At 61.0% G+C, this 16,733-nt stretch carries 13 protein-coding genes; 10 read left to right on the top strand and 3 right to left on the bottom strand.

The features are described 5' to 3' along the window. Window position 1: 1 nt before the first annotated feature. Both GKKCFE_RS11590 and GKKCFE_RS11585 read right to left on the bottom strand, forming a co-directional pair. Complete coding sequence (locus GKKCFE_RS11590; protein WP_047226440.1) at window positions 2–280, bottom strand: DUF1652 domain-containing protein; 279 nt, start codon at window positions 278–280, stop codon at window positions 2–4. A 190-nt stretch (window positions 281–470) separates the two neighbouring features. After that, a complete protein-coding gene (locus GKKCFE_RS11585) occupies window positions 471–1,937 on the bottom strand; it encodes an MFS transporter (protein ID WP_445577871.1) in 1,467 nt (488 codons plus the stop codon). A gap of 133 nt (window positions 1,938–2,070) precedes the next feature. On the opposite strand from GKKCFE_RS11585, the gene GKKCFE_RS11580 reads away from it, so the two are divergent. The 8 genes from GKKCFE_RS11580 (at window position 2,071) to GKKCFE_RS11545 (ending at window position 12,229) form a co-directional block, all read left to right on the top strand. Further along, a complete protein-coding gene (locus tag GKKCFE_RS11580; RefSeq protein WP_310662577.1) occupies window positions 2,071–2,976 on the top strand; it encodes a LysR family transcriptional regulator in 906 nt (301 codons plus the stop codon). Between the two features lie 334 nt (window positions 2,977–3,310). Then, window positions 3,311–4,768 carry a serralysin family metalloprotease gene (locus GKKCFE_RS11575; RefSeq protein WP_076384645.1) on the top strand — a complete coding sequence of 486 codons (1,458 nt, stop codon included), beginning with the start codon at window positions 3,311–3,313 and terminating at the stop codon, window positions 4,766–4,768. A 58-nt stretch (window positions 4,769–4,826) separates the two neighbouring features. Further along, the gene (locus GKKCFE_RS11570; RefSeq protein ID WP_445577870.1) at window positions 4,827–5,249 is read left to right on the top strand and encodes an AprI/Inh family metalloprotease inhibitor; all 423 of its coding nucleotides are present in this window, start codon (window positions 4,827–4,829) and stop codon (window positions 5,247–5,249) included. 133 nt (window positions 5,250–5,382) lie between these two features. Further along, window positions 5,383–7,158 carry a type I secretion system permease/ATPase gene (locus GKKCFE_RS11565; RefSeq protein WP_339487797.1) on the top strand — a complete coding sequence of 592 codons (1,776 nt, stop codon included), beginning with the start codon at window positions 5,383–5,385 and terminating at the stop codon, window positions 7,156–7,158. Continuing rightward, window positions 7,155–8,489 carry an HlyD family type I secretion periplasmic adaptor subunit gene (locus GKKCFE_RS11560; RefSeq protein ID WP_139050300.1) on the top strand — a complete coding sequence of 445 codons (1,335 nt, stop codon included), beginning with the start codon at window positions 7,155–7,157 and terminating at the stop codon, window positions 8,487–8,489. The genes GKKCFE_RS11565 and GKKCFE_RS11560 overlap by 4 nt, the downstream gene beginning before the upstream one ends. A gap of 14 nt (window positions 8,490–8,503) precedes the next feature. Next, on the top strand, window positions 8,504–9,853 hold the full coding sequence (locus tag GKKCFE_RS11555) for a TolC family outer membrane protein (protein ID WP_445577869.1): 1,350 nt from the start codon (window positions 8,504–8,506) through the stop codon (window positions 9,851–9,853). A 67-nt stretch (window positions 9,854–9,920) separates the two neighbouring features. After that, entirely contained in the window at window positions 9,921–11,771 is a 1,851-nt protein-coding gene (locus GKKCFE_RS11550; protein ID WP_445577868.1) for a polyurethane esterase, read from the top strand. Window positions 11,772–11,842: 71 nt separating this feature from the next. Further along, window positions 11,843–12,229 (top strand): hypothetical protein, encoded by a 387-nt coding sequence (locus tag GKKCFE_RS11545; protein ID WP_445577867.1) that lies wholly within the window; start codon window positions 11,843–11,845, stop codon window positions 12,227–12,229. 42 nt (window positions 12,230–12,271) lie between these two features. On the opposite strand, the gene GKKCFE_RS11540 is transcribed toward GKKCFE_RS11545, so the two are convergent. Continuing rightward, window positions 12,272–12,496, bottom strand: a complete 225-nt coding sequence (locus GKKCFE_RS11540; protein ID WP_047226447.1) for a YgdI/YgdR family lipoprotein — start codon at window positions 12,494–12,496, stop codon at window positions 12,272–12,274. 208 nt (window positions 12,497–12,704) lie between these two features. Here GKKCFE_RS11540 and GKKCFE_RS11535 point away from each other — a divergent pair, with 208 nt between their 5' ends. Both GKKCFE_RS11535 and GKKCFE_RS11530 read left to right on the top strand, forming a co-directional pair. Beyond that, window positions 12,705–14,372: a VRR-NUC domain-containing protein gene (locus GKKCFE_RS11535; RefSeq protein WP_445577866.1), complete on the top strand. Its 1,668-nt coding sequence runs from the start codon at window positions 12,705–12,707 to the stop codon at window positions 14,370–14,372. Then, window positions 14,369–16,690 (top strand): ATP-dependent DNA helicase, encoded by a 2,322-nt coding sequence (locus tag GKKCFE_RS11530; RefSeq protein ID WP_445577865.1) that lies wholly within the window; start codon window positions 14,369–14,371, stop codon window positions 16,688–16,690. Before GKKCFE_RS11535 ends, GKKCFE_RS11530 begins: the two co-directional genes overlap by 4 nt. Window positions 16,691–16,733 lie beyond the last annotated feature (43 nt).

The following is a 16,733-nucleotide window of genomic DNA, read 5'->3' as shown; positions in this document are numbered from 1 at the left end:
TTCAGGAGGCAAATCGTCGCAAGCCAACTGGTGGCACGAAAGCTTCCAGCTCGGCTTCCACCGCTTCGATTATTCGCTCCACGTCAGGGGCGTTCATCACTGTCGCGCAGGGGATGCCCGCAATCGCGATCATAGTCTCGCCGCTGGCACGGTCAAACAGCCGGGCGACCATACTGCCCGGTGCGTCCATGCTGGCCTCGAATCCCATGGGATGAAAATGCCAGCGCATCAACTGGCAGGCGTTGGGAAACGTAACCTTGCTGAAAGATCCTCTATTCATCTGTTGCCCACCTTCTTCATCAAGCGCTTCCGTTTGCTCATAGTCAGGAAGGAAGAGCCATCATGGCTCTACCAGTGAGAACTAAAAATAGCACCTGAAAATGAATGTCATGTGGCTTTTTTCAGGTCGTTTGGCGATTGGTTCACTTTTTTTGATCTGCATCACGACTTATGTCGTTTTGATCCTGGCCTCACTTTCTTTGGGCAAAGATGTCATCACGCCCATCCAGAGGCTCTGGTTCACGGCATTTCAAGACAACGACCCAAGCCAGCAACATCAAAGACGTGGCAACGATGAAGGTGAGATGCAAGCCATTTACCACCGCTTCGGGAGCTGCCTGGGCGATACCATTCGTCGGTACAGAGAGCGCAAACACCGCACCGAGCGCCGATGCTCCGGTAAAGAAACCCAGATTACGCGACAGATTGAGCAGCCCTGAGATGACGCCGCGCTTGCCCGCGGGCACGTCCGCCATCACCGTTGTGTTGTTGGCCGTCTGGAACAGCGCATAGCCAAGGGTCGTTACCGCGATAGCGGCGACATAGCCGCCCACACCGAGGGTCGGTGACATCAACGACAGCATCAGGCAGCCGAGAATCATGATCAGCAGCCCGACGAGTCGCACGGGGCGCACGCCAAAGCGGTCCACCAGGCGCCCGGCAGGCACCCCCGTCAGTGCAGCGACCGACGGTCCTGCCGCCAACACCAACCCCACCAGCGCGGCAGGCAGCCCAAGGGCGACGGATAGATAAAAAGGCCCCACCAGCAGCGTCGCCATCATGACCGTTGCCACCAGAGCACTGGTCACCAGCCCGGCAACCAGCCGCTGGTCCTCCAGCAACGCCAAGGGGATCAATGGCCACGCGACCCGCCGCTGGGCCAGGACAAACAGGCCGCCACCCAGGATCGCTATCAGCAACAGCGCAATATTCGGCCAGCCGAAGTCACCACAGCCCAACGTCGTGGCGAGGGCATAGGCGCCAAGCGTTATCGCCAATAGCAGCGTACCCAGGGTGTCGAAGCGGGGGCGCGCGACCGATCCCTCCGGTTGCCGAGCCGGCAGTGAACGCCAGGCCAGTCCGAACGCCAGCAGTCCAAGCGGAACGTTAATCAAAAATAGCGCCTGCCAACCGAAACCGCTGATAAGTGCACCTCCCAGAGAGGGGCCAAGGGCGGTGCCCACCGCAGATAGGGTGCCCAACAGCCCCATCGCGCTACCGGTCTTTTCCTTGCTAACGGTTTCACCCACCAGGGCCAAAGTCAGCGTCATCATGATCGCCGCTCCAAGGCCCTGTAACGCCCGACCAGCGACCAACAGCCAAAGCGAGGGCGCCATGCCGCAAAGCGCCGACGCGAGGGTGAACAGCACGATCCCGGCCAATAGCAACCTGCCACGCCCGAGCAAATCGCCCAATTTTCCGAGACTGACAATCAGCGTGGTAATCGCCAGTAAATAGGCGAGAACCACCCACTGAACCTGCTGGAAGGAGGCCTCGAACCCATGGGCCAGCGTCGGCAAACCGACCGTCACCACGCTGGCGCCCAAGGAGGCCAGCAAGGTCGACAGTGACAGGCTGGCCAAGGCCCAGCGCGGTGAAAAGACCCGTTGGGTGGCCGTCGCGCTCGACAGGCTGGATTGGGTATTGGCTGGTTTCATCATGTCCCCTGACTCTGACGCTCTGAAAATGGAGCTGTCAGAACGGTACGCCCGGGCATAACATGGCGGAAGACGCATGGATTGCACTTTATAACTGCATACAGCGCCACCTATTCCAACCCAGGACTGCGCCATGTCCACACCCGACCTCAATCTGCTGATTACCCTTGATGTCTTGCTGGCGGAAGGCAGCGTGGCCCGAGCCGCTCGGCGACTGCGACTCAGCCCCTCGGCCATGAGCCGGGCGCTGGCGCGGTTGCGCGAAACCACGGGTGATCCGCTGCTGGTGCGGGCTGGGCGTGGCCTGGTGCCCACACCCCGCGCCTTGGCGTTACGCGAGCAGGTCAGCCAACTGGTGCAGGATGCCCAAGCGGCGCTGCGGCCGTCCCAGGTGCCGGATCTGCGCCGGCTGAGCCGCACCTTCACGCTGCGCACACGGGAAGGGTTTGTTGAAAACTTCGCCATCGATTTGATTGCCCGTATCAGCGAACAGGCGCCCGGTGTACGCCTGCATTTCCTGGACAAGGCCGACAAGGACAGTACGGCGTTGCGAGAGGGCACCGTGGACCTGGAAACGGCCGTCGTGGACAAGGACACCAGCCCGGAGCTACGAACCCAGGCGTTGTTCACTGATCGCCTCATTGGCGTAGTGCGCGCGGGTCACCCGCTAAGCCAGGCCGAGGTGTGTGCCGTCGGTTATGCAGCGGGCGAGCACATCGGCGTTTCCTTGCGGGGCCTGGACCACAGTGCCCTCGATCAGGCCTTGCAGTCCTTGAACCTGACACGGCAGATCGCGATCACCGTCCCGGGCTTCTCCACTGCGCTGGGCCTTGCCCGGTCCAGCGACCTGATCGCCAGCGTGCCTGAGCGCTATACCACCCGCCTGCGTGCCGGCATGCACAGCTTTGCGCTGCCGTTTGCGGTGCCCACATTCACGATTTCCATGCTTTGGCACCCCCGAATGGATGCTGATCCTGTGCACCGCTGGTTTCGTGGTTGTCTGCGGGAAGTGTGTTCAGGCAAAACCATAGATATCTAGCCGCCATTAATTAGTAGCGTTTCGCTGGCACTTAGTTGCTAGAAGTGCGACGTGATTGGCAAATAGGTGGTTAACCTCATTTAATATTTAAATAGAGTTTTGTCCTACAATCTTTAATGTCGCCCGCGAAATACCTGTACTAACGGGGCGCCGTGTATCTTTTGCCGTTGTTGAAGGCGTGAGTGTGTAAAAGGGTCAAAAAAATTCGCTGGACGTTTGATTTCCAATTGTGTCAGTTTTCTTGCGTCCTCAATTGGGCGAGTGATAGGACGCTCTCGCCAGAGATTGTTCTATCTGACAAAAACTGTTCCATTGCAAACAAGGAAGTGTGTTTATGTCGAAAGTCAAAACCAGCGCTATTGATTCTGCCGAACAAATGCTCTGGGCGCCGCAGTCACTGGCGGCGGCCAGCAGTGCATTCAATCAGATCAATAGTTTCAGCCACCAATACGATCGGGGTGGCAACCTGACCGTCAATGGCAAACCGTCGTACTCGGTGGACGAAGCTGCCACCCAGTTGCTGCGCGACGGTGCGGCTTACCAGGACCGGGACGCCAGCGGCAAGATTGAGTTGACCTACACGTTCCTGACCTCTGCCTCCTCGAGCACCATGAACAAGCACGGCATCAGCGGTTTCAGCCAGTTCAGCGCGCAACAGAAAGGCCAAGCGGTCCTGGCCATGCAGTCCTGGGCGGACGTGGCCAATGTCACGTTCACTGAAAGGGCCAGCGGTGGCGACGGCCACATGACCTTCGGCAACTACAGCAGCGGCCAGGACGGCGCCGCGGCATTTGCCTATCTGCCGGGCACGGGCGCCGGTTATGACGGAACCTCCTGGTACCTGATCAACAGCCGCTACACCCAGAACAAGAATCCGGAACTGAACAATTATGGCCGCCAGACCCTGACCCATGAAATCGGTCACAGCCTGGGCCTGGCGCATCCTGGCGACTATAACGCCGGTGAAGGCAGCCCGACCTACGATGACGCCACCTACGGTCAGGACACCCGTGGCTACAGCCTCATGAGTTACTGGAGTGAAACCAACACCAGCCAGGACTTCAGCAAGGGCGGCGTCGAAGCCTATGCCTCGGGTCCGCTGATGGATGACATTGCGGCCATTCAGAAGCTCTACGGTGCCAACACCAGCACCCGGACCGGCGACTCGACCTACGGCTTCAACTCCAACACCGGTCGCGACTTCTACAGCGCATCCTCGTCTTCGGACAAAGTGGTGTTCTCGGTATGGGACGCCGGCGGCCGCGATACCCTGGATTTTTCAGGCTTCACGCAGAACCAGAAGATCAACCTCAATGGCGCCTCGTTTTCCGACGTTGGCGGCATGGTGGGTAACGTTTCCATCGCTCAGGGGGTGACCATCGAGAATGCCATTGGCGGCTCGGGCAGTGACTTGCTCATCGGCAACTCCGTGGCCAACGAACTCAAGGGCGGCGCCGGCAACGACATCCTCTGGGGCGCGGGCGGTGCCGACAAACTGTGGGGCGGTTCGGGCTCGGACACCTTCGTGTTCGCCGCCAGTTCTGACTCACGACCAGGTGCGGTCGATCAGATCCTCGACTTTGTCAGCGGCCTGGACAAGATCGATCTGACCGGCATCACCCAGGGCGCGGGCCTGCACTTCGTGAATGCCTTCACCGGTGCGGCGGGTGATGCGGTGCTGTCGACATCGGGTGGCAACAGCCTGCTGTCGGTGGACTTCTCCGGGCACGGCGTGGCTGACTTCCTGGTCAGTACCGTCGGCCAGGCGGCTGTCTCGGATATCGTGGCCTGATGTCCCCGATCCCGTGGGAGCGGCCAGCGCTCTTGCGGGATCCTTCAGGATTGAACAGATGTGCAGAAATCCCCAGCCCCAAGGCGTCCAGGCAAGTGCCTGGTTACTCGCTACGCTGATGATGTTTACCGGAGAAGCCGCCATGGCGCGCAGCCTGTTGTTAGCAGAACCTTCCCAGTTGGCCGGTCAGTGGCAGGCTGTTCTGTCGGGGCCGCAGGAGCCTGCGCAAACCCCGCCGTCCAGCATTTGCCTTATCGAGCTCAGGGCAGATCAAACCCTGGTCGGGCAAACCGCCTGCCTGGGACAGTGGCTGGGCGATGAGCCGGTCCATTGGTTCACCGAACCAGACGGTCTGTCACTGATTGGCAAACAGAACAGCCGGATTCACTTGCAACTGCGTCAAGAGCAACACTATCAAGTCACTTTGAAATCAGGTCGGGTAGTGACGCTCGAACGGAGTCCGCCCCAAACCACTCCTTAACACGTGAGTACAGTTTGCGAATGCCCCAGGCACGCTTGTTTAAACAGGCGTGCAGCGCACCGCGGCCGGATGTAAATCATTTAAAGATTGGCAAGTTGAATAACCTGGCAAAGCCAACAGCAAGGATATCTTCATGAACATGACAAGGCGCGCTGCGACGGTGCCGCTGTTTAGAGCGCTGGGCGACTATAAAAATATTCTGATCAGCGTCGGTTGTTTTACCGCACTGATTAATGTCCTGATGTTGGCGCCTTCGATTTATATGCTCCAAGTGTATGACCGGGGCCTGTCATCACAAAACGAAACCACGCTGTGGATGTTGTCGTTGATGGTGGTGGGCTTCTTCGTATTTATCGGACTGCTGGAAATGGTGCGCAGCTTCATTGTCATCCGTATCGGCAGCCAGCTAGAAAGACGCTTGAACCTTCAGGTGTACAAGGCCGCGTTCGAGCGCAACCTGCGCCAGGGCGAGGGCAACGCCGGGCAGTCGCTGGGTGACCTTACCCACATCCGCCAGTTCGTCACCGGACCTGCGCTGTTCGCATTCTTCGACGCCCCGTGGTTTCCCGTGTATTTGCTGGTGATCTATCTGTTCAACGTGTGGCTCGGCGTGTTCGCCAGCGTTGGCACCTTGCTGCTCATCGGCCTGGCCTGTCTCAACGAAGCCATGACCAAAAAACCGCTGGGGCAGGCCAGTGTCTACTCGCAACAATCCAGCCAACTGGCGACCAGCCACTTGCACAACGCCGAGACCATTCAGGCCATGGGCATGCTCGGCGCATTGCGCGGGCGCTGGTTTGCCGTGCATTCGCGCTTTCTCGGCCTGCAAAACCAGGCCAGTGATACCGGCGCGGTGCTCAGTTCCCTGAGCAAAACCCTGCGCCTGTGTCTGCAATCGCTGGTGCTGGGGTTGGGTGCGCTGCTGGTGATCAAGGGCGACATGACCGCCGGAATGATGATTGCCGGCTCGATCCTGATGGGCCGGGTGCTAAGCCCCATCGACCAGTTGATCGCCGTGTGGAAGCAATGGAGCGGGGCCAAACTGGCCTATCGCCGTCTCGATGCGCTGTTGCAGGCTTACCCAGCCCAAGACGAGGCGATGACATTGCCGTCGCCCAAGGGCCAGGTGACCTTCGAACAGGTCAGCGCCGGCCCGCCGGGGCAGCGCAACGCGACACTGCATCAGCTCGGTTTCAGCCTGAGCGCCGGGGAAGTGCTCGGGGTGTTGGGGGCGTCGGGGTCTGGCAAATCGACTCTGGCCCGTGTGTTGGTGGGGGTGTGGCCTACGTTCGGAGGCACAGTGCGGCTCGACGGGGCCGACATCCATCGCTGGAACCGCGACCAACTCGGCCCGCACATCGGTTATCTGCCCCAGGACATTGAGCTGTTCAGCGGCAGCATTGCCGAGAACATTGCCCGTTTCCGCCAGGCCGATCCGCAAAAGGTCGTCGCCGCCGCGCAACAGGCCGGCGTGCATGAACTGATCCTGCGCATGCCCCAAGGCTACGACACCGTGCTGGGAGAGGATGGCAGCGGTTTGTCCGGCGGCCAGAAACAGCGCGTCGCCCTGGCCCGGGCAATGTATGACCAACCGAGCCTGGTGGTGCTCGATGAACCCAATTCCAATCTCGACACGGTCGGTGAAGCGGCACTGGCCGGCGCGATCGCGCAGATGAAAGCCCAGGGCACCACGGTCGTGCTGGTGACCCATCGCTCCTCGGCGCTGGCTCAGGCCGACAAGCTGCTGGTGCTCAATGAAGGCCACCTACAGGCGTTCGGTCCTAGCCAGGAGGTGCTGCGGGCATTGTCCGGCCAGCCGCCATCGCAACGCGACAAACCCCAGGCAGCCCCCAACGGACTAAGCATGAGTCGCCAGTATTCGGCTGCCAGCAAACCCAGCGGCGCATGAGCAAGGATCGCGACATGAATCTGCAACACTCTCAAGACCTCGAACATCCCGAGCGCGATGCCCGTTTCTTCACCCGCCTGGGGTGGGCACTGGCGCTCATTGGCGCTGGCAGTTTTTTCACCTGGGCCAGCCTGGCGCCGCTGGACCAAGGTATTGCGGTGCAAGGCACCGTGGTGGTGTCCGGCAAGCGCAAGGCCGTGCAATCGATGAGCAGCGGGGTGATCAGCCGGATCCTGGTGCGTGAAGGCGAGGCAGTGAAACAGGGCCAGCCGCTGTTCCGCCTGGACCAGACTCAGACAGCCGCCGATGTGCAAGCACTGCAGGCCCAGTACCGCATGGCCTGGGCTAGCCTGGCACGTTGGCAAAGCGAGCGGGACAACCTCCCACAGGTCAGCTTTCCGGCCGAACTGAGCCACGACCCCGACCCGCGCCTGGCGCTGGTGCTCGAAGGCCAGCGACAGTTGTTCAGCAGCCGCCGCGAAGCGGTGGCCCGGGAGCAGGCCGCGTTGCGCGCCAATATCGAAGGTGCCACGGCGCAACTGGCGGGCATGCGCCGGGCTCGCAATGACCTCAATGCCCAGGCCCAGTCCCTGCGCCAGCAGCTCAGCAACCTGCAACCGTTGGCAGACAACGGCTACATCCCGCGCAACCGCCTGCTCGATTACCAACGGCAACTGTCGCAAGTGCAGCAGGAACTGGCGCAGAACAGTGGCGAAAGCGGCCGGGTGGAGCAGGGCATCGTCGAGTCCCGCCTCACGCTTGAGCAACACAATGAGGAATACCAGAAGGAGGTGCGCAGTCAGTTGGCCGAAGCGCAGCTCAAGAGCGAAACCCTGCAACAGCAACTCAAGTCTGCCGCGTTCGAGCTGCAACACAGCGAGATCCTCGCCACCGCCGACGGCATCGCCGTGAACCTGGGCGTACACACCGAAGGCGCCGTGGTCCGTCAAGGCGATACCTTGCTGGAAATCGTGCCCCAAGGCACGCGACTGGAAGTGGAAGGGCGCCTGCCGGTCAACCTGATCGACAAGGTGGGCACCCATTTGCCAGTGGACATCCTCTTCACCGCATTCAACCAGAACCGCACGCCGAGGGTGCCGGGGGAGGTCAGCCTGATTTCCGCCGACCAGATGATCGATGACAAGACCGCCGAACCGTATTACGTCCTGCGCAGCAGCGTCAGCGAAGTGGCGATGGAAAAACTCAACGGACTGGTGATCAAGCCCGGAATGCCGGCGCAAATGTTCGTGCGCACCGGCGAGCGCTCGCTCATGAACTACCTGTTCAAACCGCTGCTCGACCGAGCCGGCTCCGCGTTGACCGAAGAATGAGGATGTTCGGGGGTATGAAGGGACGTTACTGGCTCGCCGCGCTGGCGGCGGTTATCTGCAACAGTGCCTGGGCCATGGGCCCATTCGAGTTCTATGAACAAGCCCTGCGCAATGACCCGGCCTACCTGGGCGCGATCAAGGAGCGCGATGCCGGCCTGGAGAACCGCGCCATTGGCCGCGCCGGGCTGCTGCCGCACCTGGGCTACAGCTACAACAAGGGCCGCAACCAGTCCAAGGTTACCTACCTCAACGACCGCGGCGCCAGCCAGCATGACGACCGCAACTACAGCAGCTATGGCTCCAGCCTGACCCTGCAACAACCGCTGTTGGACTACGAGGCCTACGCCGCCTATCGCAAAGGCGTGGCCCAGGCGCTGTTTGCCGACGAAAACTTTCGTGGCAAGAGCCAGGAATTGCTGGTGCGGGTGTTGAGCGCCTACACCCAGGCGTTGTTCGCCCAGGATCAGATCGACATTGCCCAGGCCAGGAAAAAGGCTTTCGAACAGCAGTTTCATCAGAACGAGCACCTGTTTGCCCAAGGCGAAGGTACGCGCACCGACATCCTTGAAGCCGAGTCGCGCTATGAGTTGGCGATTGCCGAAGAGATCGAGGCCCGCAACGAGCAGGACGCATCCTTGCGCGAACTTGGCTCGTTGATTGGCGTCCCGACCCTGAACATCGGCGACCTGGCGCCCCTGAGCGAAACGTTCCAGACCTTCACCCTACAACCGGCCAGTTTCCAGACATGGCACGAATTGGCCGTGAGCAACAACCCGACCCTGGCATCCCAGCGCCAGGCCGTGGACGTAGCGCGCTACGAAGTCGAACGCAACCGTGCCGGACACCTGCCCAAGGTCAGCGCCTACGCGACGATGCGCCAGAACGAGTCGGAAAGCGGCAACACCTACAACCAGCGCTACGACACCAACACCATTGGACTTGAGATCAGCGTGCCGTTGTACGCCGGTGGCGGGGTCTCGGCGTCGACTCGTCAGGCCAGTCGCAACATGGAGCGGGCCGAATATGAACTGGACGCCAAAACCCGGGAAACCCTGATCGAGCTGCGCCGACAGTTCAGCGCCTGCCTGTCGGGGGTGAACAAATTGCGGGCATACCGCAAAGCACTCAGCGCCGCCGAGGCGTTGGTGGTATCGACCCGGCAAAGCATCCTCGGCGGCGAACGGGTCAACCTCGATGCCCTGAACGCCGAAGAACAGCTCTACACCACCCGACGCGACCTGGCTCAGGCCCGTTATGACTACCTCATGGCCTGGACAAAGTTGCACTACTACGCCGGCACCTTGGGCGCGCAAGACCTGGCCCAGGTGGATGAGGCATTTGTGGCCCCGGCGCTGACGCAATGACGGGCAGTGCCCAAGAACTTCGCCTGTATCGACAACCTTTCCAACAACAAAAAAAGAGGTCATCACGATGGGTATCTACGACTACCAAAACCTCGGCACCACCGAGTCCAAGGCGCTGGTCAGCGATGCAATGGCGATCATGCTGTATTCCTACCACAATCTGGACCACGGCTTTGCCGCCGGCTACCAGCAGAACGGCTTCGGCGCGGGGCTGCCCGCCACGCTGGTGACGGCGCTGCTGGGCAGCACCGATTCACAAGGGGTGATCCCCGGTGTGCCGTGGAATCCCGACTCGGAGCAGCTCGCCCTCGAGGCGGTGCAGAAGGCCGGCTGGACCCCGATCAGCGCATCGCAACTGGGCTACACCGGCAAGGTGGATGAGCGTGGAACGTTTTTTGGTGAGAAGGCCGGCTACACCACCGCGCAGGTGGAAATTCTCGGCAAGTACGACGCCGATGGGCAACTGACGCAAATCGGGGTGTCGTTTCGTGGCACCAGCGGCCCACGGGAGACGCTGATCAGCGACTCCATTGGTGACGTCATCAGCGATCTGATGGCGGCTTTCGGCCCCCTGGACTACGCGAAAAACTACGTCGGCCAAGCTTTTGGCAACTTGCTCGGGGACGTCGCGGCGTTCGCCCAGGCCCACGGTCTGACAGGCCAGGACGTGCTGGTCAGTGGCCACAGCCTCGGTGGGCTGGCGGTCAACAGCCTGGCGGACTTGAGCACCAGCCAATGGTCGGGGTTCTACAGCAGCGCCAATTACATCGCCTACGCCTCGCCAACCCAAAGCAGCACCGACAAAGTGCTGAACATCGGTTATGAAAACGACCCGGTGTTCCGGGCCCTGGACGGCTCCACGTTCACCTCCGCGTCGGTGGGCGTGCATGATGCTCCGCAGGAGTCAGCCACCAACAACATCGTCAGCTTCAACGACCACTATGCCTCGGCGGCCTGGAACGTGTTGCCGTTTTCCATCCTCAACATTCCCACCTGGATATCCCACCTGCCCACCGGTTACGGCGATGGCATGGGCCGGATCCTCGATTCGGCGTTCTACGACCTCACCGAGAAAGACTCCACCATCATCGTCGCCAACCTGTCGGATCCCGCACGCAGCAATACGTGGGTCCAGGACCTCAATCGCAACGCTGAAACCCACACCGGAAGCACGTTCATCATCGGCAGCGAGCGTGATGACCTGATCCAGGGCGGGCAGGGCAATGACTATCTGGAGGGGCGCGCCGGCAACGACACCTTTCGCGACGAGGGTGGGTACAACGTGATATTGGGCGGGCAGGGCAGCAACACCCTGCAGCTGCAGTCCTCGGTGAAAGATGCAAGCTTTGTCCAGGACGGCGCCGGGACCTTGTACGTGCGCGATGCCCAGGGTGCAATCAGCATGACCCGAGACATCGACACGCTCGTCAGCAAAGAGCCCGGTTTGTTCTGGGGCCTGCTCAAAGACGAGGTGAGCCACAGTGTCACGGCCAACGGCTTGGTGGCGGGGGGCAAGCTGACGGCGTATGCATCGTCGACCGCAGGCACCTCGGCAGACGACACCTTGACCGCGCGATCATCGGGGGACTGGCTGTTCGGCCATGACGGCAACGACGTGCTGTTGGGCGGTACGGGTAACGACACCTTTGTCGGCGGTTCGGGCAATGACTGGCTGCAATCGGGCGGCGGCTCTGACACGTTCGTTTTCAATGGCGCGTTCGGCCACGACCAGATCAGCGGTTATGATGCCGGCGACACACTGGTGTTCCTTGGCGTGCAGGGCGCCGGGGAAGGTTTCGACTACCGCCAGCACCTGTCTCAGGTCGGCAGTGACACGCTGCTTGAGGTCGGTGACAGTTCCGTGACCCTGGTGGGGGTCAATCCGGGCCAGGTAGGAGGCGAATTTGTGTTCGCCTGATCCAAGGTTGTTTTGAGTACGTGGTGCCGAGGTGATGCGTGTGTCCCCTCGGCACAAGAGGGAGTGAAGCAGTGAGCAGTAAACAAGCCTCAATCATCGGCCTGATGTGGGGACTGGCCTCGGCTGGCGCCTTGGCCGAATTGCCGGATCAATCGATTCTGACCCGCTACGGCGTCACCTCGGAGCAATTGCCCGCCGCCCAGGCAGGCGCCCCTGTCGAGGCGACGTCGCCCCGACCGCGCTTCGACGTGCAGGCAGAAAAGCCCTGGGTATCGGTGAGTCTCGGGGAAGTGAACAAACCGGCCACGACCGGAAACATCAGCATCGATCACGCCACTGAACAGGAATACAACCGCTGCCTGCGATTGAGGGATCAGATGATGCGGCGAAAAGGTGGGCTGATCAGTTGCCAAGAGGGTAGTCCGACACCCGGGATGGACATCGGATTGAGCCGATGACATGAGATCAGGCCCTCTCCGGGGGAGAGGGCCTCAATAAACTCAGTCTTCCTTGCGTACTGTCGCCACTTCATCGGCGCGAACCCGCACTTTCTTGCCGGAAATGTCTTCGAATTCGTAGAAGCCGTCGGCGGTACGGGTGTTAGGGGCATCCTTGGTCAAATACTGGGTACCGTTCTGCAGGGTCACCACCGTGGGTGACGAGCAGCCGGCCAGAGCCAGGAACGCAGCGGCGACCAGGGGCAGACCCAGAATCCTGATGTTCATATCCGTAACCTCTCAATCAAAAAGACGCCGTTCAGTTGATTAGAACGCGCCATCACTGTAGTTAACCGCCATTGGTCTCGCTTGCCGTAGGAAAGTTCATCGCCGACTGCAGGATTTCCCTCCTGAATGCGGGCGACCGCTCATCTTTTGCAGTTGCCTGGGCCCGCCGCAGCTGATATCTGTACGCATAACCAGTATTCCAGCAGGCATGGCACCTCTTTCCGTGACAAATAACCCCCTCGACGACCCTTTCTACTACCTGAACAACTTTCAGCAGGTGCTCGCCTGGTTGGCAACGCGCTATGCCGATGTGCTCAGCCCTGAGGAGCAACGCTTCATCGACGAGTTCGCCAGCTTGCCCCGTGCGTCCCAGGGATTGCTGGTGCGCATGGTGATGCGCAAGGGGCTGCATTTTCGCCAGAGCAAGCTGCATTACCCTGAGATCGGTGATATTGGCAGCGCCATCGAGCCGTTGCTGGCGCGGGGGTGGGTCGAGGATCAAGCGCCTCTTGACCTTGGCGAGCTGTTCGAGGTGCTGCTCAAACAGGAAATCATCCTGTGCCTGGGTCACCTGATCGAACACCCCAAGGCGACAAAGAGCCAGTGGCTGGAGTCCTTGCAGGATCATTTCAATCAACCACAGCCTTTTCGCAGCTGGTGCCCGTTGCTGGAAGACCGACTCTTCAGCCTGACGATCATGAACCTCTGCGATCGGTTGCGGTTGCTGTTTTTCGGCAATCTCTATCAGGACTGGTCGGAGTTCGTGCTGGCGGACCTGGGCATCTTCACCTATGAAACCGTCGAGTTCAGTGCCCAATCCCGTGGCCTGCGCAGCCGCCAGGATGTGGATGCCTGCCTCTTCCTGCACGAATGTCAGCAGCGTTTCGAAGCCGGCGAGCCTCTTGAAGAGATCGTTGCCCAAGCCCATGCCCTGAGCCTGGACAATCCGTGGCTGGAGCGACGCCGAGGCAAGCTGCTGTTCCAGATCGGCCAGCACGCTGAGCGTATCGGCGATTTCACCCTGGCCTTGCGCATTTATCAGGATTGCAACTACCCCGGCGCACGGCTGCGGATGATTCGGGTGCTGGAGCGCATCGGCGAGTACGCCCAGGCCCTTGAATGGGGTGAAGCGGCCGCACAATCGCCGCAAAGCGCCGCCGAAACCCAGGCGCTGCTCAGGATCCTGCCCCGGCTGCGCCGCAAGCTGGGCGGGCCGCCGGTGCCGCGGCCCCTGGCGCGCAAGGTAGAGCGGCTGGACCTGCACCTGCCTCGTGTCGATCCGGCCTTGTCGGTGGAGTATCACGTGCAGGCCCATCTGCACGATGAAACCGCGCCGGTGCACTACGTGGAGAACAGCCTGATCAATTCGCTGTTTGGCCTGCTGTGCTGGCCGGTGATTTTTGCGCCGTTGCCGGGGGCGTTTTTCCACCCGTTCCAGCGCGGGCCGGTGGACCTGCTCAACGAAGACTTTCACGACCGGCGCGCCGAGCTGTTCGCGGCCTGTTTCGCGCAGCTCGACGATGGCCGCTACCGGGACACCATTGTCCGTCGTTACACCGAAAAATGGGGCGTGCAGTCGCCTTTCGTGTTCTGGGGCGCGCTGTCCGAAGAGTTGCTCCATCAGGCCCTCGACTGCCTGCCTGCCGAACACCTCAAGCACTGGTTCAGCCGCCTGCTGCTGGATATCAAGGCCAACCGCGCCGGCATGCCGGACCTGATCCAGTTCTGGCCGCAGCACAAGACCTACCGCATGATCGAAGTCAAAGGCCCCGGCGACCGCCTGCAAGACAATCAACTGCGCTGGCTGGAGTTCTGTCACGAACACCAGATGCCCGTCGCCGTCTGCTATGTGCAGTGGGTGGAGCAGGGCGCATGACCCAGGAACCTGGCTACAGCATCGCCGTTCGGGCACTGTGCGAGTTCACCGCCAAGACCGGCGACCTGGACCTGCGCTTCACGCCGTCACCCACGGCCATGGAAGGGATCGTCGGCCATCGCACCGTGGCCTCGCGGCGTAGCGAGGGTTACCAGGCCGAAGTGATTCTGGAGGGCCGCTACCAGACGCTCAAAATCAAAGGCCGGGCGGATGGCTACGACCCGGCCTGCAACCGCATCGAAGAAGTGAAGACCTACCGGGGCGACCTGGACAAGCAACCGGCCAATCATCGCCAGTTGCATTGGGCCCAGGCGAAAATCTACGGCTGGCTGATGTGCCAGAAGTTGCAACTGCCGCGGATCGACGTGGCGCTGGTCTACTTCGACATCGTCAGCGAAAAGGAAACCTGCCTCACGCAAAGCTTTGAAGCGGCGCAGCTTGAGGTTTTCTTTGAACAACAGTGCGCGCTGTTCCTCGCCTGGGCCGAACAGGAGATGGCTCACCGACAGGCGCGCAACCTCGGCGCTCAGACGCTGGCATTTCCTCACGCCGGCTTCAGGACCGGGCAACGCCACCTGGCTGAGTCGGTGTTCAAGGCCATCAGCACCGGCCGCTGCCTGATGGCCCAGGCGCCCACCGGCATTGGCAAAACCGTTGGCACCTTGTTTCCGATGCTCAAGGCGCTGGCGCCACAGCGACTGGACAAGGTGTTCTTCCTCACGGCCAAGACCCCAGGGCGCAAACTGGCGCTGGATGCGGCCCGAGTGATTACCCAAAGCGCGCCCTCGATGCCGTTGCGGGTGCTGGAGATGATCGCCCGGGACAAAGCCTGCGAGCACCCGGACAAGGCCTGCCATGGCGAAGCCTGCCCATTGGCCCGCGGGTTCTACGATCGGCTGCCGCACGCCCGTGCGGCGGCGAGCCAGATCACGCTGCTCGATCAGGCGGCGTTGCGCGATATTGCTCTGGCCCATGATATCTGCCCGTACTACCTGAGCCAGGAAATGGCCCGCTGGGCAGACGTGGTGGTCGCTGACTACAACTATTACTTTGACTTCAGCGCCTTGCTCTTTGGTCTGGCCCAGGCCAATGGCTGGACCGTCGCGACCCTGGTGGACGAAGCCCACAATCTGGTGGAGCGAGGGCGGCAGATGTACAGCGCGACCCTCGATCAATCCGCTTTGGCGGCAGTGCGCAAAACCGCGCCCGAGACGTTGAAGAAGGCCTTGCAGCGGGTCAATCGCCAGTGGAACGCGCTGCATGAGCCCCAGGTTGCGGTCTATCAGGCGTATGAAAAACCACCGGAGAAACTGCTCCAGGCCCTGTCGCTGTGCACCACGGCTATCAGCGATTACCTCAATGACCATCCCCAGGGCCTGGATAGCGGTTTACAGGCGTTCTACTTCGATGCCTTGCAGTTTGCCCGGGTGGCGGAGTCCTTTGATGAGCACTTTCTGTTCGACATACACAAGCGTGAATACGGCCGCCAGCGAAGCGCATCGACCCTGTGCCTGCGCAATGTAGTACCGGCCGCTTTCCTGCGACCCAGGCTGACGGCGGCCCGCAGCAGCGTGCTGTTTTCCGCCACCCTGAGCCCCCGGCATTATTATGCTGACCTGTTGGGCACCCCGACGGACACGGTCTGGATCGACGTGGAGTCGCCATTCCAGGCGCAACAGCTTGATGTACAGGTTGTCAGCCGGATCTCCACCCGCTTTGCCCACCGCCAGGCATCCCTGGAACCTATCGTCGCGTTGATGGCCCGTCAGTTCAGCGAGCGCCCGGGCAATTACCTGGCCTTCTTCAGCAGTTTTGACTACTTGCAGCAAGTGGCCGGACTGTTTGCCGAGCGCCATCCGCAGATTGCCACCTGGTCGCAATCACGCGGCATGGGCGAAGCACCCCGGCAGGCGTTCCTTGAACGATTCATGGAACACAGCCAGGGGATTGGGTTTGCGGTGTTGGGCGGTGCATTCGGGGAGGGCATCGATTTACCGGGTTCGCGCCTGATCGGGGCGTTCATCGCGACCCTGGGGCTGGCGCAGTTCAACCCGGTCAACGAGCAGATGAAGCTGCGCATGGCGGCTATTTTCGGCGATGGCTACGACTACACCTACCTGTATCCCGGCCTGCAAAAAGTGGTGCAGGCTGCGGGGCGTGTCATTCGTACACAGCAGGATCGTGGGATGGTGATGTTGATCGACGATCGATTTGCTGAGGCGAGGGTGCAGCACTTGTTGCCGCGTTGGTGGTCAGTTAGTCAAGAGCAGCACAACTGCTGTGGAAGTGAGCTTGCTTCCACAAAGGATCTGTGGTGAATCTCATATCGCGACCAAGCTGCTGATTCCCACGGATTTAATC

This window comes from Pseudomonas sp. E141 (genome assembly GCF_052659885.1).
Note: the sequence above shows the minus strand (reverse complement) of the source record. Positions and strands in the feature narration are given on the sequence as shown.

Bases quoted from the DNA above. Each gene is read 5' to 3' on its own strand.
- GKKCFE_RS11590 (WP_047226440.1), bottom strand. From the start codon at position 280: ATGAATAGAGGATCTTTCAGCAAGGTTACGTTTCCCAACGCCTGCCAG.
- GKKCFE_RS11585 (WP_445577871.1), bottom strand. From the start codon at position 1,937: ATGAAACCAGCCAATACCCAATCCAGCCTGTCGAGCGCGACGGCCACC.
- GKKCFE_RS11580 (WP_310662577.1), top strand. From the start codon at position 2,071: ATGTCCACACCCGACCTCAATCTGCTGATTACCCTTGATGTCTTGCTG.
- GKKCFE_RS11575 (WP_076384645.1), top strand. From the start codon at position 3,311: ATGTCGAAAGTCAAAACCAGCGCTATTGATTCTGCCGAACAAATGCTC.
- GKKCFE_RS11570 (WP_445577870.1), top strand. From the start codon at position 4,827: ATGTGCAGAAATCCCCAGCCCCAAGGCGTCCAGGCAAGTGCCTGGTTA.
- GKKCFE_RS11565 (WP_339487797.1), top strand. From the start codon at position 5,383: ATGAACATGACAAGGCGCGCTGCGACGGTGCCGCTGTTTAGAGCGCTG.
- GKKCFE_RS11560 (WP_139050300.1), top strand. From the start codon at position 7,155: ATGAGCAAGGATCGCGACATGAATCTGCAACACTCTCAAGACCTCGAA.
- GKKCFE_RS11555 (WP_445577869.1), top strand. From the start codon at position 8,504: ATGAAGGGACGTTACTGGCTCGCCGCGCTGGCGGCGGTTATCTGCAAC.
- GKKCFE_RS11550 (WP_445577868.1), top strand. From the start codon at position 9,921: ATGGGTATCTACGACTACCAAAACCTCGGCACCACCGAGTCCAAGGCG.
- GKKCFE_RS11540 (WP_047226447.1), bottom strand. From the start codon at position 12,496: ATGAACATCAGGATTCTGGGTCTGCCCCTGGTCGCCGCTGCGTTCCTG.
- GKKCFE_RS11535 (WP_445577866.1), top strand. From the start codon at position 12,705: ATGGCACCTCTTTCCGTGACAAATAACCCCCTCGACGACCCTTTCTAC.
- GKKCFE_RS11530 (WP_445577865.1), top strand. From the start codon at position 14,369: ATGACCCAGGAACCTGGCTACAGCATCGCCGTTCGGGCACTGTGCGAG.